This window comes from Micromonospora sp. NPDC006431 (assembly GCF_042870725.1).
In the GTDB taxonomy this organism is placed as follows: Bacteria; Actinomycetota; Actinomycetes; order Mycobacteriales; family Micromonosporaceae; genus Micromonospora.
Window position 1 is genome coordinate 216,140 of the sequence record NZ_JBIAHQ010000006.1, and the last position, 19,677, is coordinate 235,816.

The window sequence follows — 19,677 nt, forward strand, 5'->3', positions numbered from 1 at the left end:
GTTATGGCCGCCTTTCGCGCGTCATTCTGCGCGAACCGGGGTGGCTGTGGCAACCGCCTCCCAGATTGCGCAGGTCAGGGTTTTGCGCCTTGGTAGTTTTGCGCACTACTGTGCACGCAATCAATCACCGTTCGTGCAGAGTCAGGGGAGGCCCCCGAGGTGGACCGCTACGCCCGATGGAACGCCCTGCTCGAGATGCTGACCGACAGCGGCCGGGTCAGCGTCGAGGAGGCGGCCGAGCGCCTGGACGTCTCCCAGGCCACCATCCGGCGTGACTTCGACCAGCTCGCCCAGCAGCAGATGATCACGCGTACCCGGGGCGGGGCGGTCGCCAACGGGGTGTCGTACGACCTGCCGCTGCGCTACAAGACCGCCAAGCACTCGGCCGAGAAGCAGCGGATCGGGGCGGCCGCCGCCGCGCTGGTGTCCCCGGGCACCGTGGTCGGCCTGAACGGCGGCACCACCAGCACCGAGGTGGCCCGGGCCCTTGCCGTCCGGCCGGATCTCAACACCAGCGCCGAGGGTGCCCAGCTCACCGTGGTCACCAACGCCCTGAACATCGCCAACGAGCTGCTGGTCCGCTCCCGGATGAAGGTGGTGGTGGCGGGCGGCGTGGTCCGGCCGAAGTCGTTCGAGCTGGTCGGCCCGCTGGGCGGGGCGCTGCTGCGCGAGGTGACCCTGGACGTCGCGCTGCTAGGCGTGGACGCGATCGACCCGCAGCTCGGCGCCGCCGCCCATCACGAGGGTGAGGCGGCGATGAACAGCCTGATGGTGGCCCGGGCCAAGCGGGTGGTGGTGATCGCCGACTCGTCCAAGCTGGGCGGTCACGCCTTCGCCCGGATCTGCCCGGTGGACCGGGTGGAGACGCTGGTCACCGACTCCGGCGCGGCTCCCGCCGTGGTGCAGGCGTTCCGGGACGCCGGGGTGCAGGTCATCTGCGCCTGACCGGCCGGGAAAGCCCCTCTCGACAACTCGGTTGAGCGAGTCGCTGCATACCCGGTATTGCAGCCGGCTGCATACCAAGTATGGTGTGCGCTGTCACCTATACATCGGGGGAGGTCAGCTTGTCGGCTGTCCTGGAGATCGAGGGTCTCCGCAAGACGTACCGGAGCCGCAAACGCGGGGTGCGACACGCGCTCGACGGCTTCGACATGAGGGTCGAGGCCGGGCAGGTGCACGGCTTCCTGGGCCCGAACGGTTCGGGCAAGACCACCACCCTGCGTACGCTGCTCGGCCTCATCCGGCCCAACGACGGCCGGATGGCCATCCTCGGCCACGAGCTGCCGCGGGCGCTGCCAGCCGTGGCCGGTCAGGTCGGGGCCATCGTGGAGAGTCCGCAGTTCTTCCCGCACTTCTCGGCCCGGGACACCCTCGGCCTGCTCGCCCAGGCGGGCGAGCTGCCGCGGCAACGGGTCGACGAGGTTCTGGAGCTCGTCGGGCTGCGGGACCGGGCCGGCGAGCGGGTCAAGACCTACTCACTGGGCATGAAGCAGCGGCTGGCGGTCGCCTCGGCGCTGCTCAAGAACCCGAAGCTGCTGATCCTGGACGAGCCCGCCAACGGCCTCGACCCGGGCGGCATCCGGGAGATGCGCAGCCTGATGCGGGACCTGGCCGCCGCGGGGATGACCGTGGTGCTCTCCAGCCACATCCTCGGCGAGATCCAGCTCATCTGCGACTCGGTCACCATCATCTCGCTGGGTCGGCGGGTCGCGTTCGGGCCGGTCGAGCAGGTGCTCGCCGCCCACTCGCAGGGCACCGTACGGGTCCGGCTGGAGGCGGTCACCGACCTGCCGCAGGCCGCCGACACGCTCACCCGGGCCGGCATCCGGGTGGGCGCCACGGAACCGGACCACCTGCTGCTCACCGGCGTCGACAAGCCGGCCACGGTCAGCCGCCTCCTCGCCGAGCAGGGCCTGTACGTCAGCGAGCTGACGCCGGTCGCGGTCGACCTGGAGAGCGTCTTCCTCGAACTGACCGCCACCGCGCCGGTTCCCGGCCAGCACCGGCAGGTCGACCAGTCCACGAAGGTCGGTGAGCCGGGCTCAGCCGGCGCCGGAGGAGGTTGGGGCGCATGAGCCTCTATTTCACGGAACTGCGCCGGCTTTCCAAGCGCCGGCTCACCCGGCTGCTGCTGGTCCTGCTGCTGCTCGGGCTGGCCGGGGTGGCCACCGCCTTCAGCTTCTCCAGCCACCAGCTTTCCCCGGCCGTCGTTGCCGAAGCGCAGGCCAAGGCGGACGCCGACTACCGGCAGGCGGTCAAGGACTGGGAGCGGTCCGTCACCGAGTGCGACGCCGCTGCCGCACGTGGCGAGCAGACCGAGGATCGCTACGGCCCGGACTGCGGCCGTCAGTGGCAGCCGCAGCCGGAGATGTTCGACCCGAAGTGGAACCTGCCCTACCAGTTCGACTTCCGGGCCGAGTTCCCCATGTTCATCGCCGTGTTCGCCGGCGCGGTGGCGCTCTTCGCGTTCATTGTCGGCGCCTCCTTCGTCGGGGCCGAGTGGAGCACCGGCGGGATGATGAACCTGCTGCTCTGGCGGCCGAAACGGCTCGCCGTGCTGGGCACCAAGCTGGCCGCGCTGCTCACCACGGTGCTCGGGGTGAGCGTCGTGCTCGGCGCGTTCTGGACGCTGGCCTTCTGGCTGATCGGCACCTACAAGGGGACCACCGCCAAGGTGACCGCCGGGGTCTGGCGCTCGATCGGGCTCGACGGTCTGCGGGCGGTCGGGCTCGTCCTGGCGGTCGGCGCGGTCGCCTTCGCGCTGGCCTCGCTCGGCCGGCACACCGCGATGGCGCTCGGCGCCGCCGTGGCGGTCTTCGCGATCAGCGAGGTCGCCATCCGCATCGCGGTCGGCGTCCTCGGGGTTGCGTTCGGCGACCGGTTCGTCCTCTCCACGTACGCGCAGGCGTGGTTCATGAAACAGGTGCAGCTGCTCGACTACGACGCGTGCGAGTTCACCAAGGGTGAGTGCAAACCCGCTGAACTGCTGATCACCTGGCAGGACTCGGCCCTGGTGTTCGGCCTGGGCTTCGCGGTGCTGCTGGTCGGCGCGTTCTGGATGATGCGCCGGCGGGACATCTCCTGACCGCCGGCCGGTGTCCGCGGCGCCGGCCGGCGCGGACCCCGCGTCCGATGCGGCCGGGGCGGGCCCTGGTTACGCTGGGGTCCCCCCGGCCGGCGGTCGCCGTGCCGGCCGCCCGCCTCCCGAGGAGCGCCATGCCCGCCGACGCCTCCGCGGCCGCCACCGACCGGCCCGAGCCGTCCGGGCCCGCCGACGTCGCCCGCCGGGAGGCCGGCGTCACCGTCCCCCCGCCCCGCTCCGCCCCGGCCGTCGAGGCCGATCCGGCCCCGCCCGCCGTCCCGCCGTCGGCCGCCGCCGCCCCGCCCGCCGAGGCCGCCGACAACCAGCCGGCCGACGTCGCGGCCGGCCTGACCGAGCGGGAGCGGCGGATCCTCACCTTCGAGCAGCAGTGGTGGAAGCATGCCGGTGCCAAGGAGCAGGCCATCCGGGACACCTTCGGGCTCTCCGCCACCCGGTACTACCAGTTGCTCAACGCGCTGCTCGACCACCCGGCCGCGCTGGCCGCCGAGCCGGTGCTGATCGGCCGGCTGCGCCGGTTGCGCTCTTCCCGGACCCGCAACCGGCGGCGTTGACCGGCCCACTTCTCCTTGCGGGCCGCCGCTTGCCGGCTGGCAGCGGCCCGTGGTGGGGTGCCTGGGGCATATCGGATGCGTTGCGGGATGCCGTCCCGGTCAGCGCCCGCATGGCATCCGCCGCTCCGGGTAGGCCGGGGAGGCGACGGGACGCCAGCGGCGCGGAGCTGGGGCGTACGGAGGGAGCTGACGGATGGGGGCACCAGATCACCGGTACCTGACGGGGAGCCGGCCGGCGCGGCCGGTCGGGACGGCGCCGATGATGCGGGTCCGGTCCGCCTCCGATCCGGCCCCGGGCCGGACGGAGAACGAGGACGTCGTCTTCCAGCTCGGGCCGCTGGTCGGGGTCCTCGACGGGGCCACCGTGCCGGAGGGCTTCGACACCGGCTGCGTGCACGGTCCCGCCTGGTACGTCCGCCACCTGGCCGCCCGGATCGGCCTGGCCATCGCGGCCCGGCCGGCGGCCACGCTGATGAGCAGCCTCGCGGCGGCGATCCTGGCGGTCCGGGCGGACCACGGCGGGGAGTGCGACCTCGACCACCCGGGCACCCCGTCGTCCACGGTCTGTCTGCTCCGGGAGGGCGGCGACGAGGTGGACTACCTGGTGCTCTGCGACAGCCCGCTGGTGCTGGACGCCGGCGGCGAGGTCAGCGTGGTCTCCGACGAGCGGCTGGACGCGGCGCTGGCGGATCTGCGCGGCACCGCCGCCGCGCTGCCCGACGGGGAGGCCGACCCGGTGACCCGGTTCCGCCGGTCGGTGACCGTGCAGCGGGCTCGGATGAATCGGACCCACGGCTACTGGGCCGCGGCCGCCAATCCGGACGCGGCGTACCACGCGGTGACCGGGACGCTGCCGCTGCGCGGGCCGGGGGCGGTGCGGCGCGCGGCCCTGCTCAGCGACGGCGCATCCTGCGCGGTCGAGCAGTTCGGCCTCTTCGACTGGGCCGGCCTGCTCGACGTGACCGCCGCGGAGGGGCCGGCGGGGTTGATCGGCCGGGTACGGGCGGCCGAGCGGGACCATCCGGACCGGCTGCGCCGGCACAAGCGGACCGATGACGCCTCGGTGGTGTTCTGCGAGTTCGGCGCGGCGGACTGAAGCCGGCGGACTGAAGAAGGTCCGGTCGGCCGACAACGGAGCGTGATGCGGAACACCGAGGGGGTACGACCGGCCGGTACCCTCCGCCGGACCGCCAGTCCGGGGTCAAAGGGGTGGACTTGGGCCGGTACGACCGGCAGACTGCGGCTCGTGACGCGTGCCGTACGACTGGAGCCGGTGAACGAGGGAAACCTGGAGCCGTTGCTCTCCGTAGCAGCCGCCGAGGCGGAACCGGAGGACGTCATGCCCCCGGTGGAGGCCCCGGCCGGCTGGTCGCTGGCCCGTCGGGAGGCGTTCCGGGAGTTCCACCGGGCCAGCTTCGGCGGCCTGGACGGCCCCACCCGCACCCTGATGTTCGCGATCGTGGCCGGCGGCGAGGTGGTCGGCATGGTGCGGATGACCCGCCGTGACGACCCCGGCACGGTGGAGACCGGGATGTGGCTGGGGCGCTCGGCCCGGGGCCAGGGCCTCGGCGCGGCAGCCCTGCGGGAATTGCTGAACGCCGCCGCGGCGGCCGGCATGCGTACCGTGGTCGCGGAGACGACCCCGGACAATCACGGCGCCGTATCCGTGCTGAAGAAATGTGGCGCGGAATTGCGCGAGAAGGACGGTAAGTTGTACGCGGAAATGTGCCTCGATTCCGCACTTCCCGCCAGCTGAGCCTTTTCCTCTCCGTTCTGCGCGATATTACCTTCTCCCTGTTCACAGCGGTCCGTATGTCCGGTTTGCCCGACCAGCGCCCGGCTCTGCCCAGCTGTCCGGTTAACCGGTGACGCACGTTTCGGGAATTGCGTGGAGACGTTTTGCGGATGGGGGTCCCGGGTACTGCCCGCCGGGTCCGCTGATACGGGACACCCGGTCGCAGGCCCAATTCCGCTGGTCCCCGGTAGCTGTTTTCCGGCCTGCTCCATACAAACGGTGTCCGCGTCCGCCGGGGAGCGAAGGAGAACGTATGAAGAGCGGAGCACGGGTAGCGCTGGCGGTGGGTTTCGGCTACCTCCTCGGCCGCCGCCGGAAGCTGCGTACCGCCCTCGCCCTGGCCGCCGCGGTGGCCGTCGGGCGGGCCAGCAAGGACCCCGGTGGCCTGCTGAGGTACGGCAGCGACCTGGTGAACTCCTCGCCCCAGTTGAGCAACCTCAGCAAGCTGGGCGGCCCGCTCGCCACGGCCGGCCGGGCCGCGGCGACCGCCGCCGCCGGCAGCGGCATCGACGCGCTGAGCGGCAAGCTGCGCGGCAGCGCCGACGCGTTGCGCCGCCGGTCCGGCGGCGACCGGCAGGACGAGGAGGCGACCGGCGAGCGCTCGGCCCCGGACGAGGAGCAGGAACTCGACGAGCAGCCCGAGACGTGGGACGACGAGGACCGCGCCGAGACCGGCGCCCGGCGGCGGAGGCGGTGAGCATGGCGACCAGCAACGTTGCCGACAAGGCACGTGACCAGCTCGGTGAAGACCTGCGCGACCTCGCCGCGGCGATCGGCGAGCGGGCCGTGCAGGTGGTCACCGAGCGGATCACCGCCGCCACCGGCCGACTCAGCGACTACGCCCGGCAGGGCGGCGGCCCCGGCCTGATCGCCGCCGCCACCGGGGTGCAGAAGCTCGCCGAGGGCCACTCGCCGATGAAGGCCATGTTCCACGCCGGCCTGGCCGGCGGTAAGGAGAAGTTGATGTCGGCGGTCGGCGGTGGCGGCGGCAAGGGCGGCAAAAAGGTCAAGGTCACCAACATCGTGGAGACGATCGAGGTCGGCGTGCCGGTCCGGGTGGCGTACAACCAGTGGACGACCTTCGGCGACTTCCCGAGCTTCATGAAGAAGGTGGCGCGGGCCGACTGCGAGTCGGACGAGAAGATGACCTGGAAGGCGCAGGTCTTCTGGTCGCACCGGACCTGGGAGTCGACCATCCTCCGGCAGATCCCCGACCGGCTCATCCACTGGCGGTCCAAGGGCGAGAAGGGCTACGTCGACGGGACGGTCAGCTTCCACGAGGTCGGCCCCGAACTCACCCGGATCCTGGTCGTTCTGGAGTACCACCCGCAGGGCCTCTTCGAGCGCACCGGCAACCTCTGGCGCGCTCAGGGCCGTCGGGTGCGGCTGGAGCTGAAGCACTTCGTCCGGCACGTGATGACCCGGACCGTGCTCGACCCCGACGCGGTCGAGGGCTGGCGCGGTGAGATCGAGGACTCCCGGGTCGTCAAGGACCACGAGACCGCCCTCCGCGAGGAGCAGCAGGCCCAGGTGGGCCGCGAGGAGGAACGCGCGGAACAGCGGCCCGCCGAGCGCGGTCGCGGTCGTACCCCGCAGCGTCGGGTTCCCCCCGAGCAGGAGGAGTACGACGCCTACGACGAGGGCGACGACTACGACGAGGACGAGTACGCCGAGGAGCCGGCGGAGCAGTCGCGGCGCCGGCAGCCCGAGCGGGCCCGCCGCCCGCAGCCCCGCGGGGAGCGGGAGCCGCGCCCCGAGCCGCAGCGGTCCCGACCGGCCCGGCGTACCCCCGAATCCCCCCGACGGCCGGTGGTACGCCGCCGGCGAGAGGAGCGTGAGGAATGACGGTGGCGACGGCAACCGGAAGTCAGCCAGGTAGCGCCCTGGAGCGCAGCAGCGGTGCCGGTGGAGGCACCCTCGCCGACGTCGTGGAGACGGTGCTGGACAAGGGTGTGGTGATCGACGCCCAGGTGTCGGTCGCCATCGTCGGCATCCAGCTGGTGGAGATCAACGCCCGGATCGTGATCGCCAGCGTGGAGACGTACCTGCGCTTCGCCGAGGCGGTGGACCGGCTGAGCATCACCCCCAAGGGCGCGAAGGGCCTGCCCGACATGGTGGGGGACGCGGCCGGGGCGGCGACCAAGGGCAAGGCGGTGTCCGGCCTGAGCAAGGCGGCAAAGGAGATCAGCGGCGCGGTGGTTGATTCGCTGGGTGACGGCGACTCCGACCGCGAGCGACCGCGCCGGCGCCGGGACGAGGAGCGTTGACATGACCGACGAGCGGAAGACCGGCGGGACCGGACTGTTCCTCTACGGCATCGTGCCGTCCGACGTGGAGCCGACCCCTGATGCGGAGGGGGTCGGTTCCCCACCGGCCGAGGTGACCGCGATTCGGCAGGGTGACCTCGCCCTGCTGGTCAGCGAGGTCGGGCTGGAGGAGCCGATCGGCCGGCCGGCCGACCTGACCGCGTACCAGCGGCTGCTGGACTCGACCGCGGCGATCGCACCGGTGCTGCCGGTCCGGTTCGGCACGGTGGTCACCGGCGAGGACGCGGTCGACGACCTGCTGGACGCGCACCACGACCGGTTCGCCGGCGCGCTGGCGGAGCTGGCGGACCACGTCCAGTACACCGTGCAGGGGCGCTTCGACGAGGAGGAGTTCCTCAGCGGACTGCTGGCGCAGAACCCGCCCGCCGCCGCGCTCGCCGACCAGGTGCGCGGCCGGCCCGAGGTGGAGTGCCGGGAGGAGCGGATCCGGCTCGGCGAGATGATCGCCCAGGCCGTCGAGCTGCGGCGGGAGGCGGAGAACCGCGACCTGATCGACGCGGTGGATCGGTACGCGACGGCGAACGCCGCCCGCCCGCCCAGCCACGAGCTGGACGCGGTGAACGTCGCCTTCCTGGTCGCGGCGGACGACGAGGACGCGTTCATCGGGGCGGTGGAGGGCTTCGCCGACCGGCGGCGGGAGCTGATCCGGATGCGGCTGCTCGGCCCCCTCGCGCCGTACGACTTCGTCAGCGCGCACCAGTTGGTGGAGTGAGCCGTGGACATCCTCTGGGGGCTGCTCACCCTGCCGTACGCCCCGGTGCGCGGGGTCACTGCGGTGGTCAAGGTGATCGCCCGGGAGGCGGAGTCGCAGCAGTACAACCCGGTCAACGTCCGGCGGGAGCTGGAGGAGCTGGACCGGGCGGCGGCGGCCGGCGAGATCACCCCGCAGGCGCGGGACCTGGCCCAGCAGCGGGTGCTGGAGCGGCTGACCACGCCAACCGGCGACCCGGGTCGTACCCCGCCCCGGAGGGCCGCCACCGCCGGCCGACGCCGGTCGCCCGTCCGGCGGCGGACCGGCGGCCGGCGGGGCGAGCACGGCGGGCGAGGGAGCTGACATGGCAGCAGGACGGATCCGCGGCGACGGCGACCGCGAACGCCGGCGCGAACCGGACGACCGCGACGCCGGCCGGTACGCGGACGAGGAGGAGTACGAGGAGATCTCGGCCGCCGAGGCGGCCCGGGAAGGGCTGCGCCAGATCGTCGGACTGACCGGCCGGGACCCGCTCGGGGTCACCTCGATCGAGCCCACCGACGACGGCTGGCTGATCGGGGTGGAGGTGGTCGAGGACCACCGCATCCCGGCCTCGGCCGACCTGCTCGGCCTCTATCAGGTCGAGCTGGACCTGGCCGGCAGCCTGCTCGCCTACCGGCGGACGCGCCGCTACCAGCGGGGCAAGGGGGACTGAGATGACGGTTGGGCGGACTCCCGCGGTGGTGCAGAACTCCGGTCAGGTGCTGCCGGCCGGGCACGAACCGGCGAACCTCGGGGACATCCTTGAACGGGTCCTCGACCGGGGCATCGTCATCGCCGGTGACATCCGGGTCAGCCTGCTCGACATCGAGCTGCTGACGCTCAAGCTGCGGCTGGTCATCGCCTCCGTGGACACGGCCCGGCAGATCGGCATCGACTGGTGGGAGCACGACCCGTGGCTCAGCTCCCGGGCCCGCCCGCCGGTCGAGCCGGGCCCGCGGGAGCCGGAGGAGGTCGAGGCGGCCCGGCGGCCGCGGGTCGCCGGCCGGTCCGAGCGGGCCGCGAGGGAGGAGTGGGATGAGTACGACGGCTGACCCGGCTGCCGCCGCGCGGCACACCGGAGTCTGGCTGCACGGCGTGGTGGCCGAGGCCGACCCGGCCACGCTGGCGGGGATCACCGGGATCGCCGGCACGCCGGTGCGGACCGTGGCCGCGGCCGGTCTGGTCGCCGTGGTGAGCGACGCCCCGCTGGCCGAATACGGCGAGGAGGCGCTGCGCCGCAACCTGGAGGACCTGGCCTGGCTGGAACGGGCCGCCCGGAGCCATCACGCCGTGGTCGACGCGCTGTCCCGGGCCGGTGCCGTGGTGCCGGCCCGGCTGGCCACCGTTTACCACGACGACCAGCGGGCGGCCCGGGCGCTGGTCGAGCGGCGCGACGAGCTGACCAGCACGCTGGCCCGGCTCACCGGCCGCGAGGAGTGGGGCGTCAAGGGGTACGTAATGCCCGGGGCGACGCCGCGCGCCGAGGAACCGCCCGGCGGGGGCGGCGCCGGGGCGGCGTACCTGCGGCGGCGCAAGGCCCAGCTCAGCGCCCGCGAGGAGGGGCAGCGGGTGGCCGCCGAGGCGGCAGCCACCGTGCACAGCGCACTCGCCGGGTACGCGGTGGCCGCCCGCCGGCACGCCCCGCAGGACCGGCGGCTCTCCGGCGCGGCCACGGCCATGGTGCTCAACGGCGCGTACCTGATCGACCGGGCCGGGCTGGCCGCCTTCTCCGCGCTGATCGGCGCACTGGCGGACCGGCACCCGGAGATCCGGCTGGAGCTGACCGGCCCCTGGCCGCCGTACTCCTTCGTGGCGGAACCCGGGACGGAGCCGCAACCGGTCGGGGAGGCGGCGCGGGGGGCGGCATGGGCGTGACCTCACTCGTTCCGAGCAGCGCCGACGACCCGCTGACCTACCGGCCGGTGGCCCTGGTCGACCTGCTCGACCGGGTGCTCGCCACCGGCGTGGTGATCACCGGGGACATCACGCTCGCCATCGCCGACGTCGACCTGGTCCGGATCTCGCTGCGCGCGCTGATCGCCTCGGTCGGCGCGCTCGCCCCGCCCGAGCTCGGGGACACGCTCGCCCCGCCCGAGCGAGGGGACGCGCTCGCTCCGTCCGAGCGAGGGGACGCGCTCGCTCCGTCCGAGCTCGGGGAGGTCGAGCGGTGACCGGCCGGGACGACGCGGCCGACGGCGGTGCGGCGGTGACCGGCCGGGACGAGGCGGCCGAGCTGGCGGCGGCGCTGGGGGAGCCGCAGTGGCAGGCGCCCCGGGTCCGGCCGCTGGACCGCCGGCTCGCCGTCGACCAGGACTCCGTCGAGCGCGGGCTGGCCAGCCTGGTGCTCACCATCATCGAGCTGCTGCGGCAGCTCATGGAACGCCAGGCGCTGCGCCGGGTCGACCTGGGCGACCTCACCGAGGAGCAGGTCGAACGCATCGGCACCACGCTGATGGCCCTGGAGGAGCAGATGACCCACCTCCGCGAGCACTTCGGCCTCTCCCCCGAAGACCTCAACCTCGACCTCGGCCCCCTCGGCCCCCTCCTCCCCACCGACTGACCCCACCGCATCCACCCCGTTGATCATGAGGTTGGCGGCGGTGTGGATCTCCGTGGCTGCCGCCAACCTCATGATCGACGCATCACCGGTGGGTGGCGGCGTAGGCGGCCAGGGCGGCTAGTTGGGTGGGGTCGAGGGAGGGGCGGATGCGAGTGCGGGCCGTCGCGACGTGGGGGGCCGTGACCGTGGCGGCGGACAGGGACTCGCGCATCGCGGCGAGCGCCGCCTCGCGGACCAGCGCCGCACAGTCGGCCGCCGAGAAGCCGTCCAGCTCGGCGCCGAGCGCGGCCAGGTCCACGTCCGGGGCGAGCGGCACGTTCCGAGACGCCGCGCGGAGGATCTCCGCCCGGGCCGGACCGTCCGGCGGCGGCACGTACACCAGGCGTTCCAGCCGGCCGGGGCGCAGCAGCGCCGGGTCGACCCGGTCCGGCCGGTTGGTCGCGCCGACCACCACCACGTTGCGCAGCGCCTCCACCCCGTCCAGTTCGGTGAGCAGGGCGGCCACCACCCGGTCGGTGGTGCCGCCGTCGGTGGCCTGGCCCCGGATCGGGGCGAGCGCGTCCACCTCGTCCAGGAAGACCAGCGTGGGGGCGGCCTCGCGGGCCCGGCGGAACAGCTCCCGGACCGCGCGCTCGCTCTCGCCCACCCACTTGGAGAGCAGCTCCGCGCCCTTCACCGACAGCACGTTGGCCCGCCCCGAGCCGGCCAGCGCGGTGACCAGGTAGGTCTTGCCGCAGCCGGGCGGCCCGTAGAGCAGGACCCCGCGTGGCGGCGTCACGCCCAGCCGGGCGAAGGTGTCCGGGTAGGTCAGCGGCCAGAGCACCGACTCGGTCAGCGTCTCCTTGACCTCGTGCAGGCCCCCGATGTCGTCCAGGGTCACCGAGGCCAGTTCCAGGGTGGACGCGGCCATCGTGGTGGGGCGGACCACCTCCAGCGCGGCGGCGAAGTCGGCCATCGCCACGGTCGGCGTCTCGGCCGCCTTCTGCCGCAGGGCGGCCCGTACGCCGGCCTCGCGGACCAGTGCGGCCAGGTCGGCGGCGACGAACCCGGGCGTACGGGCGGCCACCTCGTCCAGCCGGACGTCCTCGGCGAGCGGCACCTGCCGGGTGAGCACGGTCAACTGTTCCCGGCGCAGCGGCTGGTCCGGCAGGGGCACGGTGATCCGCAACGAGAGCAGATCCGGGGTGCGCAGGGCGGGGTCCAGCGTCTCGGGCCGGCTCGTGGTGCAGACCACCGCCGCCCCGGACCCGACCGCCTCGGCGACGACCTGGCGGAACACCGTGGCCACCGGGCCGGGCTCGTCCGCCGGGGCGATCGCCTCCACGTCGGTGACCAGCAGCACAGCCGCTTTGTCGGCGCGTACCGCCGCGGCGGCCTCGCGCAGCCGGCGGGCGGCCGCGTCGTTGCTCAGCGCGGCCAGCTCCGGCGCCCAGAGCGGGCAGACCCGGGCGCGTACCCGGGCGGCGACCGCGCGGACCAGCGCCGACTTGCCCGAGCCGGCCGGCCCGCTGACCAGCACGCCCAGCGAGACGGTGGTGCCCAGCCGCCGCAGCACCTCCCGGTGGTGGAAGCCCAGGTCGAGCAGCTCGGTCAGCTCCTCGGCCTGGGCCCGCAGCCCCGGCAGCTCGTCGACATCCGGCGCCTCGGCCGGCTCAGCGAGCTCGGGCTCGGGGGCCGGTGCGGCCCATTCGCTCCCGGCGCCGGCTGGCCGGTTGACGGGGGGCCGGCCGCCGGCCGGCCGGCCGTTCGGATACGGGCCGGCCGCGCCGGGGCCGTGGGTGGCCGCGCCGTGCTCCCAGCCGACCACCGTGTCCATGGTGACCAGTGCGCCGGCCTCCGGTTCCGCCGTGACCACGGTGAGCAGGGTGCTGGTCCAGGCGTACCCGACGGTGTTGGCGAGGCTGCGCCGGGCGGCCTCGACCAGGCCGCGGACCGGGGCGTCGGGCAGCACGTCCTGGGGCAGCAGCGAGACGTCGTCCCCGGCGGTGACGACCTTGCCGAGCAGGGCGAGGCGGAGCATCTCCGGGGAGACCGCGGCCACGACCGCGACCGGCCCGGACAGGGTCACCCGGCGGGCGGGGATCACCGGCAGCGGGCCCACCGTCACCTGCCCGCCGTCCCGCAGGCCGAGGTTGCCCAGCAGCAGGTCGTCGGCGTAGAGCAGGGCGGTGCACGCGGTCGGTTCGGCCGCGGCCACGATGCCGGCGGTCGCCCGCCGACCGGTCAGGCGTACCGGGTCGCCGGGGCGTAGCGCCAGCGCGGCCAGCACCTCGGGGTGCAGGCGGACGACGCCGCGCCGGGCGTCCAGCGCCGCCGGGCGCAGGCTCGCGGTCAGGGTCAGCTCGGGTTCCGCCACCCGCCCGACAGTAGCCGCCGGCACCACCTGGTGCCCGCAGCGTGTCCCACCCGGTCAGCGCTGGCCCGGATCCTCCAGCAGCGAGGGATCGCGCCGGACCATCTCGGCCAGCCGGGCCGCCGGGTCCGGACCCTCCCGGTCCTGGCCGGGGGCCGGCACGGGGGTCGGCGGCATCGGCCAGGCCGGCGGGGGCGGGGGCGGCGCGGGCACGGGGCCGACCGTCACCTCCCGGCCCGTCCAGGCGATCCGCAGCGGGTACGCCCGCCCGCCGTGCTCCACCCGCAGGGTGACCGCCAGCCCGGGGTGCTCCGCCACCACCTGGCGCACCGCCTCGGCCACCTCCTCGACCGGGTCCACCTGTTCGGGCCGGGTCCCGCCGCGCAGCCGGTACGCGCCGTGCCCGTCCCGCCGCGCCACCGCCGGCGACACCTCGTCCCGGTCGGCCTCGTCGCCGGTTCCCCGGCGGCGCAACGCCTCCTCACGGCGCGCCAGCCGGGCCAGTGTCTCGTCCAGATCACCCCTCATCGAGTCCACCCCTTTCGTCGAGAACGGTCGGGCAGGCAGCCGCGGATCCGGGTAGCCAGTTCCGCGCCGGCCACCTCCAGCATCACTGTTCTACGGAGTTCTTCAACTCGGCGATCAATCGCGGGCTGAGCGTCCCGCCGGCGCGGTCGGCGAAGAGTCGAGTTCCGCGATCCGAATTCGTCCCGCTCAGCCGGCCTGGCCGGACCACGGTCGACGGATCTCGCGCACCGAACGGCGCAGCCGGACGAACGTACGGCGGATCTCAGGGAACGCTCAGCGTCCGGGCCGTACCGTGTGCCGCATGAGATCACCGCTCACCGCCGCGCGGATCCGGCGTGCCCTGGCCACCCGCCGTCGCCGGGTCGTCGCCGCGGTGGTGGTGGTCGGCCTGGTCGCCGTCGCGGTGACCTGGGCGGCCCGGCCGCAGCGGCCCGGCTTCCGGACCGAGTCGGCGCTGGTGACCGTCCGCTCCGGCCCGGCCGGCGACCAGCCGGTCGACCTGGACACCACGCTCTACCTGCCCGGGGACGCGTCGGCCGGGCACCGGGTGCCGGCCGTGCTGCTGGCGCACGGCTTCGGCGGCACCAAGGAGTCGGTCCGCTCCGACGCGGAGGACCTGGCCGACCGGGGGTACGCGGTGCTCACCTGGACCGCCCGGGGCTTCGGCCGCAGCGGCGGCGAGATCCACCTGGACAGCCCGGACTACGAGGTGCGGGACGCCCAGCGGTTGCTCGACCGGCTCGCCGCCCGCCCGGACATCCGGCTCGACGCCGCCGGGGACCCGCGGGTCGGCGTGGTCGGCGGCTCGTACGGCGGCGGCCTGGCGCTGCTGCTGGCCGCGCAGGACCGCCGGGTCGACGCGATCGTTCCCATGATCACCTGGAACGACCTGTCCCGGGCCTTCCTGCCCGAGAGCACCGGCAAGGCACCCACCGAGGGCGTGTTCAAGAAGGGCTGGGCCGGCCTGTTCTTCGGTGGCGGCGGCAACGCCGGCTCCGGCCCGGCCGGCCTCTCCGGCACCACCGCCGGCCAGCCCGAGGGCGCCCCGGCGTCGGCCGGCGCGCCCAGCCCGCAGCCCGGCGCCGGCCCCGGTACCGGCTCCGGGCGCGCCCCCGGCGGCGCCGCCGACCCGTCCTGTGGCCGGTTCGCCGCCGACGTCTGCGCCGCGTACCTGCGGATCGCCACCACCGGGCGGGCCGACGCCCAGGCGGTCGACCTGCTGCGCCGCTCCTCCCCGGCCGGGGTGCTCGACCGGATCAAGGCGCCGACGCTGCTCGTGCAGGGGGAGGCGGACACTCTCTTCCCGCTCATCGAGGCGGACGCCAACGCGCGCGGCATCGCCGCCGCCGGCACGCCGGTCCGGGTCGCCTGGTTCACCGGCGGCCACGACGGCGGCACGGGCCCGACCTCCGACTCGGACCGGGTGAAGTTCCTGACCGCGCAGTGGCTCGACCACTACGTCAAGGGCGAGGGCGCGGCACCGGGGGAGTCCTTCACCTTCTCCCGGATCGCCGGCTTCGACGCGCTCGACCGGGGCCTGGTGGCCACCGGCTACCGCACCACCGACTACCCCGGCGTGGCCGGGCAGACCCGGCAGGACATCACGCTCGTCGGCCCCGCCCAGTCGGTCGCCAACCCGCCCAACGGCAACCCGGCGGCGATCTCCTCGGTGCCGTTCGCCGGGGCGATCGGCTCGCTGCTGGACGGGGTGGCCGGCGACATCCCCGGCCAGCACGCCCGGTTCGAGTCCGCCCCGCTGACCGACGCGGTCGACGTGGTCGGCGCGCCCACCGTGCAGATCAGGGCCGCCTCGCCCACCGGCGAGGCGGTGCTCTTCGTCAAGCTCTACGACGTCGACCCGCAGGGCGCCGCCACCCTCCCCGACGGCCTGGTCGCCCCGATCCGGCTGACCGGCCTGCCGAGGGCGCTCGACGCCGCGCAGCCGGTGACCGTCACCCTGCCGGCGATCGTCCGCCGGATCGAGGCCGGGCACCGGCTGCGGGTCGTCGTGGCCACCTCCGACCAGGCGTACGCCACCCCGGCCGAGCCGGTGGTGCACACCGTCGCCCTCGGCGGCGGCCCGCTGGTGCTGCCCACGGTCGACGCCCAGCCGATCCCCACCACGGCCACGATCTGGCGCTGGGTGCTGGTCGGCCTGCTCGCCGCGCTCGCGGTCGGGCTCGCCGTGGTCGTCCTGGTGGCCCGGCGCCGGCACCGCCGCCAGGACAGTTCGATCCACCCGGCGTACGCGGGCGTCCCGCTCGCCGTCCGCCAGCTCCGCAAGGAGTACGCGGACGGCTTCGTCGCCGTCTCCAACGTGGACTTCGAGGTGCACCCCGGTCAGGTGGTCGGCCTGCTCGGCCCGAACGGCGCCGGCAAGACCACCACCCTGCGGGTGCTGATGGGGCTGACCCAGCCCACCGCCGGCGAGATCTACGTCTTCGGTCACCGGCTGGTGCCCGGCTCGCCGGTGCTCTCCCGGATCGGGGCGCTGGTCGAGGGGCCGGGCTTCCTGCCGCACCTGTCCGGCCTGGAAAACCTGAAGGCGTACTGGCGGGCGACCGGGCGGCCCTGGTCGGACGCGCACTTCGACGAGGCGCTGGAAATCGCCGGGTTGGGCGACTCGGTGCACCGCAAGACCCGCAAGTACAGCCACGGCATGCGGCAGCGGCTGGCCATCGCCCAGGCCATGCTGGGCCTGCCCGAGCTGCTGGTGCTCGATGAGCCGACGGACGGTCTCGACCCGCCGCAGATCGCCGAGATGCGCCGGGTGCTCCAGCGCTACGCCACCGACGGCCGGGCCGTGCTGGTCTCCAGCCACCTGCTGGCCGAGGTGGAGCAGACCTGTACCCACGCGGTGGTGGTGAACAAGGGGCGGATCGTCGCCTCCGGGCCGGTCGAGGAGATCGTCGGCGAGTCGCCGAGCGTGCTGTTCGAGGTCAGCGACCCGGACGCGGCACGCGGCGTGCTCGACCGGCTGCACGGCGTACGGGTGCTGCCCGACGGCGACGGCGGGCTGGTGGTGGACACCAACGGCACGGCCCGCAGCGAGGTGGTGGCCGAGCTGGTCCGGGCCGGCATCGGGGTGGACCGGGTGGTGCCCCGACGTCGCCTGGAGGACGCGTTCCTCGCCCTGGTCGGCGAGAACTCTCGGGGAAGCGGGGACCGGTGATGGGACAGTCATCCGTGGCCACGGTGGAGCGCCGCGGGGCCGCGCCGGGCTACCGGCCGTCGGCGACCCTGCCGTTCCTGGCCGAGTTCCGCCGGCAGGCGTCCCGGCGGCGCACCCAGCTCGCGCTGGGGTTCATGGTGCTGCTGCCGTTGATCATCCTGGTCGCGTTCCAGTTCAACTCGGGTGAGGACGACCGCGGTGGCCGGGGGGAGTTCTCCAGCCTGGCCGACCTGGCCACCTCCGGCGGGCTCAACTTCACCCTGTTCACGATCCTGGTCTCGGCGTCGTTCCTCCTGGTCGTGGTGGTGGCCCTGTTCTGCGGGGACACGGTGGCCAGCGAGGCGAGCTGGGGCAGCCTGCGCTACCTGCTGGCCGTCCCGGTGCCCCGCGCCCGGCTGCTCACGGTGAAGCTGCTGGTCGCGCTCGCGTACTCGGGGCTGGCCCTGCTGCTGCTCGCCGCCACCGCGCTGCTCGCCGGCACCCTCCGGTACGGCTGGTCCCCGCTGCGCAGCCAGGTCGCCGCCGAGCTGGCCCCGGCGGACGGGCTGGTCCGCCTGCTCGCGATCCTCGGCTACCTGGCGGTCGTCCTGCTGGTGGTGGCCGGGCTGGCGTTCCTGCTCTCGGTGAGCACGGACGCCGCGCTCGGCGCGGTCGGCGGGGCGGTGCTGCTCTGGATCCTCTCCAGCATCCTGGACCAGATCACCGCGTTGGGCAGCCTGCGTGCCCTGCTGCCGACCCACTACAGCAGCGCCTGGCTGGGCCTGCTCTCCACGCCGGTGCAGACCGACGACGTGGTACGCGGCGCCATCTCGGCGATCGTCTACGCCACGATCTTCTGGAGCCTGGCCTTCTGGCGGTTCACCCGCAAGGACGTCACGAGCTGACTCCACTTCGGCGGCGTGGCGGTATCCAGTCGTCCGGACACCGCCACGTCGGCGGCCTGGCGCTGGTTCACCCGGACCCGGACCCGGCCCCGGAGCGGGCCGGCGCGGTGAGGACCGCGTCGAGCAGGCCCGGGTAGAGGCGGTCCAGTTCCTCCCGCCGCAGCCGGACGTAGCGGCTGGTGCCGGCGACCCGGGTCCGGGTCAGGCCGGCCTCGCGCAGCACCTTGAGGTGGTGGCTGCGGGTCGCCTTGGAGACGCCGAACTCGAAGGTGCCGCAGGCGTATTCACCGCCTTCGGCGAGGGCGCGCACGATCTGCAGCCGGACGTCGTCGGCCAGGGCCGCCAGCACGGCGGTGACCGGCACCTCGCGCAGCTCGGGTTCGTGCAGCTCCATGTGACCAGGGTAACCCATGTTCGACTTTCATCGAACAAGCTCCTAGAGTCGGCGATGCTGGTTCGACGATACTCGAACATTGGAGCTGTCATGCGCTCTCGTCACGCCGCGTTCCCGCTCTTCGCCGTGCTCAGCTGGGGCGTCATGTTCCCCGTCCTGGCCAGCGCGCTCACCCGGGTGGACGCACTCAACCTGACCACCGTCCGGTACGTCCTCGCCGCCGCCGTGCTCGTCGCCCTGCTGCTGGTCCGGGAGGGGTGGACCGCCCTGCGCGCGGGCGGGCGCGGGGCCGAGGTGCTGCTGCTCGGCGTGGTCGGCTTTGCCGGCTTCAACGTGCTCACCAACCTCGCCCTCGGGCACGCCGCCCCGCAGCAGATCGCCCTGTTCGCCGCCACCACGCCCCTGGTCACCCAGCTCGTCCGCTGGGCCCGGGACGGCGTACGCCCCCGGCCGGCGCTGCTCGGCCTCTCGCTGGTCGCCCTGGTCGGCGTCGGTCTGGTGATCACCCGCGGCCGGCTCGACGGGCTCGGCCAGTTCGGAGTCGGCGGGCTGCTCATGATCGGTGCGGTGCTCGCCTGGGCGATCTACACCCACGGCGCCGGCCGGTTCCCCGAGTACTCCCCGCTGCGCTACACCACCCTGACCGCCGTCGCCGGCACGCTCGCCATGCTGGCCGCCAGCGCCGTCGCCGACCTCACCGGGCTCCAGCACGCACCGGCCGCCGCCGACCTCGTCGCGGTCGCCCCGCAGCTCGCGTACGCCGTGGTGGTCGCCGCCGTCCTCGCGGTGCTCGCCTGGAACACCGGGGTACGCCGGCTCGGCGCCGCCGGCGCCGCGCTGTTCATGAACCTGGTCCCGGTGACCACGTTCGCGGTGCAGATCCTCCGCGGCTACCGGCCCGGCGCCATGGAGCTGGCCGGCGCGGCCCTGACCATCGCCGCCCTGGTCGCCGCGAACCTCGCCACCCGTACCCGCGCCGCGACTCCCGCCCCGGCCACGCCGGTCTCCGCCGTGACCGACCGCCAGGCCGTCGTCGACCCCGTCGCCGTCCTCGCCCGCTGATCCCGCGCGCCGGTAGCTCACAAAATGGGAACCCCCGTTGGTGCGGGCGGTGGACCTGCATAGACTCGGGGCCACAACTGCATACCTCATCCAGAGGGGCTGAGGGATACGGCCCGATGACGCCCCGGCAACCACCCGCGCGCTCGACGACGAGCGTCGCCGGCAGGTGCCAATTCCGTCCCCGCCGCACAAGGCGATGCGGGGGAAGATGAGAG

Annotated in this window: 19 protein-coding genes, 3 pseudogenes and 1 riboswitch; of the genes and pseudogenes, 19 read left to right on the forward strand and 3 right to left on the reverse strand. The window is 74.2% G+C overall.

Annotated elements, in window-relative coordinates:
- Nucleotides 1-159 precede the first annotated feature (159 nt).
- The 16 genes and pseudogenes from ACFYM6_RS14215 (at nt 160) to ACFYM6_RS14290 (ending at nt 11,069) form a co-directional block, all read left to right on the forward strand.
- Nucleotides 160-945: a DeoR/GlpR family DNA-binding transcription regulator gene (locus ACFYM6_RS14215; RefSeq protein ID WP_073837845.1), complete on the forward strand. Its 786-nt coding sequence runs from the start codon at nt 160-162 to the stop codon at nt 943-945.
- Between the two features lie 119 nt (nt 946-1,064).
- Entirely contained in the window at nt 1,065-2,075 is a 1,011-nt protein-coding gene (locus ACFYM6_RS14220; RefSeq protein ID WP_387275389.1) for an ABC transporter ATP-binding protein, read from the forward strand.
- A complete protein-coding gene (locus ACFYM6_RS14225) occupies nt 2,072-3,085 on the forward strand; it encodes an ABC transporter permease subunit (protein ID WP_387275391.1) in 1,014 nt (337 codons plus the stop codon). Before ACFYM6_RS14220 ends, ACFYM6_RS14225 begins: the two co-directional genes overlap by 4 nt.
- Before the next feature lie 131 nt (nt 3,086-3,216).
- Nucleotides 3,217-3,654: a DUF3263 domain-containing protein gene (locus ACFYM6_RS14230; RefSeq protein WP_387275393.1), complete on the forward strand. Its 438-nt coding sequence runs from the start codon at nt 3,217-3,219 to the stop codon at nt 3,652-3,654.
- Between the two features lie 193 nt (nt 3,655-3,847).
- Nucleotides 3,848-4,750, forward strand: a complete 903-nt coding sequence (locus ACFYM6_RS14235; protein WP_387275395.1) for a hypothetical protein — start codon at nt 3,848-3,850, stop codon at nt 4,748-4,750.
- Nucleotides 4,751-4,900: 150 nt separating this feature from the next.
- A complete protein-coding gene (locus ACFYM6_RS14240; protein ID WP_387275397.1) occupies nt 4,901-5,410 on the forward strand; it encodes a GNAT family N-acetyltransferase in 510 nt (169 codons plus the stop codon).
- A gap of 292 nt (nt 5,411-5,702) precedes the next feature.
- Nucleotides 5,703-6,146 carry a hypothetical protein gene (locus tag ACFYM6_RS14245; RefSeq protein ID WP_387275399.1) on the forward strand — a complete coding sequence of 148 codons (444 nt, stop codon included), beginning with the start codon at nt 5,703-5,705 and terminating at the stop codon, nt 6,144-6,146.
- A gap of 2 nt (nt 6,147-6,148) precedes the next feature.
- Nucleotides 6,149-7,294: an SRPBCC family protein gene (locus ACFYM6_RS14250; RefSeq protein ID WP_387275400.1), complete on the forward strand. Its 1,146-nt coding sequence runs from the start codon at nt 6,149-6,151 to the stop codon at nt 7,292-7,294.
- Between the two features lie 38 nt (nt 7,295-7,332).
- A pseudogene (gvpJ, locus tag ACFYM6_RS14255) lies at nt 7,333-7,515 on the forward strand (gas vesicle protein GvpJ); the annotation flags it as partial.
- Nucleotides 7,516-7,717: 202 nt separating this feature from the next.
- On the forward strand, nt 7,718-8,488 hold the full coding sequence (locus ACFYM6_RS14260) for a GvpL/GvpF family gas vesicle protein (RefSeq protein WP_387275402.1): 771 nt from the start codon (nt 7,718-7,720) through the stop codon (nt 8,486-8,488).
- A 3-nt stretch (nt 8,489-8,491) separates the two neighbouring features.
- Nucleotides 8,492-8,830: a gas vesicle protein GvpG gene (locus tag ACFYM6_RS14265; protein ID WP_387275404.1), complete on the forward strand. Its 339-nt coding sequence runs from the start codon at nt 8,492-8,494 to the stop codon at nt 8,828-8,830.
- Between the two features lies 1 nt (nt 8,831).
- On the forward strand, nt 8,832-9,182 hold the full coding sequence (locus ACFYM6_RS14270) for a gas vesicle protein (RefSeq protein WP_387275406.1): 351 nt from the start codon (nt 8,832-8,834) through the stop codon (nt 9,180-9,182).
- Nucleotide 9,183: 1 nt separating this feature from the next.
- Nucleotides 9,184-9,384: pseudogene (gvpJ, locus tag ACFYM6_RS14275) on the forward strand (gas vesicle protein GvpJ); the annotation flags it as partial.
- Between the two features lie 160 nt (nt 9,385-9,544).
- Entirely contained in the window at nt 9,545-10,384 is an 840-nt protein-coding gene (locus ACFYM6_RS14280; RefSeq protein WP_387275408.1) for a GvpL/GvpF family gas vesicle protein, read from the forward strand.
- Complete coding sequence (locus ACFYM6_RS14285) at nt 10,381-10,680, forward strand: gas vesicle protein (RefSeq protein ID WP_387275410.1); 300 nt, start codon at nt 10,381-10,383, stop codon at nt 10,678-10,680. The genes ACFYM6_RS14280 and ACFYM6_RS14285 overlap by 4 nt, the downstream gene beginning before the upstream one ends.
- On the forward strand, nt 10,677-11,069 hold the full coding sequence (locus ACFYM6_RS14290; RefSeq protein ID WP_387275412.1) for a gas vesicle protein K: 393 nt from the start codon (nt 10,677-10,679) through the stop codon (nt 11,067-11,069). Before ACFYM6_RS14285 ends, ACFYM6_RS14290 begins: the two co-directional genes overlap by 4 nt.
- An 82-nt stretch (nt 11,070-11,151) precedes the next feature.
- Here ACFYM6_RS14290 and ACFYM6_RS14295 read toward each other — a convergent pair whose 3' ends face one another.
- Nucleotides 11,152-13,425: an AAA family ATPase gene (locus ACFYM6_RS14295; RefSeq protein ID WP_387275414.1), complete on the reverse strand. Its 2,274-nt coding sequence runs from the start codon at nt 13,423-13,425 to the stop codon at nt 11,152-11,154.
- Nucleotides 13,426-13,479: 54 nt separating this feature from the next.
- Nucleotides 13,480-13,950, reverse strand: a complete 471-nt coding sequence (locus ACFYM6_RS14300; protein WP_387275416.1) for a hypothetical protein — start codon at nt 13,948-13,950, stop codon at nt 13,480-13,482.
- 301 nt (nt 13,951-14,251) lie between these two features.
- Here ACFYM6_RS14300 and ACFYM6_RS14305 point away from each other — a divergent pair, with 301 nt between their 5' ends.
- Nucleotides 14,252-17,122, forward strand: coding sequence for an alpha/beta fold hydrolase (locus ACFYM6_RS14305; RefSeq protein ID WP_387275418.1), 2,871 nt, complete (start codon nt 14,252-14,254; stop codon nt 17,120-17,122).
- A 10-nt stretch (nt 17,123-17,132) separates the two neighbouring features.
- Nucleotides 17,133-18,006, forward strand: a pseudogene (locus ACFYM6_RS14310) (ABC transporter permease).
- A 67-nt stretch (nt 18,007-18,073) separates the two neighbouring features.
- Here the strand turns inward: ACFYM6_RS14310 and ACFYM6_RS14315 are convergent.
- Nucleotides 18,074-18,400 (reverse strand): ArsR/SmtB family transcription factor, encoded by a 327-nt coding sequence (locus ACFYM6_RS14315; RefSeq protein ID WP_387275420.1) that lies wholly within the window; start codon nt 18,398-18,400, stop codon nt 18,074-18,076.
- Between the two features lie 90 nt (nt 18,401-18,490).
- Here ACFYM6_RS14315 and ACFYM6_RS14320 point away from each other — a divergent pair, with 90 nt between their 5' ends.
- Nucleotides 18,491-19,462: a DMT family transporter gene (locus ACFYM6_RS14320; protein WP_387275422.1), complete on the forward strand. Its 972-nt coding sequence runs from the start codon at nt 18,491-18,493 to the stop codon at nt 19,460-19,462.
- Nucleotides 19,463-19,545: 83 nt separating this feature from the next.
- Nucleotides 19,546-19,677: riboswitch (SAM riboswitch) on the forward strand.

Excerpts from the sequence above, each read along its gene's own strand:
- ACFYM6_RS14305 (WP_387275418.1), top strand. The coding sequence starts at position 14,252 with ATGAGATCACCGCTCACCGCCGCGCGGATCCGGCGTGCCCTGGCCACC.
- ACFYM6_RS14280 (WP_387275408.1), top strand. The coding sequence starts at position 9,545 with ATGAGTACGACGGCTGACCCGGCTGCCGCCGCGCGGCACACCGGAGTC.
- ACFYM6_RS14315 (WP_387275420.1), bottom strand. The coding sequence starts at position 18,400 with ATGGAGCTGCACGAACCCGAGCTGCGCGAGGTGCCGGTCACCGCCGTG.
- ACFYM6_RS14230 (WP_387275393.1), top strand. The coding sequence starts at position 3,217 with ATGCCCGCCGACGCCTCCGCGGCCGCCACCGACCGGCCCGAGCCGTCC.
- ACFYM6_RS14245 (WP_387275399.1), top strand. The coding sequence starts at position 5,703 with ATGAAGAGCGGAGCACGGGTAGCGCTGGCGGTGGGTTTCGGCTACCTC.
- ACFYM6_RS14235 (WP_387275395.1), top strand. The coding sequence starts at position 3,848 with ATGGGGGCACCAGATCACCGGTACCTGACGGGGAGCCGGCCGGCGCGG.
- ACFYM6_RS14260 (WP_387275402.1), top strand. The coding sequence starts at position 7,718 with ATGACCGACGAGCGGAAGACCGGCGGGACCGGACTGTTCCTCTACGGC.
- ACFYM6_RS14225 (WP_387275391.1), top strand. The coding sequence starts at position 2,072 with ATGAGCCTCTATTTCACGGAACTGCGCCGGCTTTCCAAGCGCCGGCTC.
- ACFYM6_RS14250 (WP_387275400.1), top strand. The coding sequence starts at position 6,149 with ATGGCGACCAGCAACGTTGCCGACAAGGCACGTGACCAGCTCGGTGAA.
- ACFYM6_RS14300 (WP_387275416.1), bottom strand. The coding sequence starts at position 13,950 with ATGAGGGGTGATCTGGACGAGACACTGGCCCGGCTGGCGCGCCGTGAG.
- ACFYM6_RS14270 (WP_387275406.1), top strand. The coding sequence starts at position 8,832 with ATGGCAGCAGGACGGATCCGCGGCGACGGCGACCGCGAACGCCGGCGC.
- ACFYM6_RS14320 (WP_387275422.1), top strand. The coding sequence starts at position 18,491 with ATGCGCTCTCGTCACGCCGCGTTCCCGCTCTTCGCCGTGCTCAGCTGG.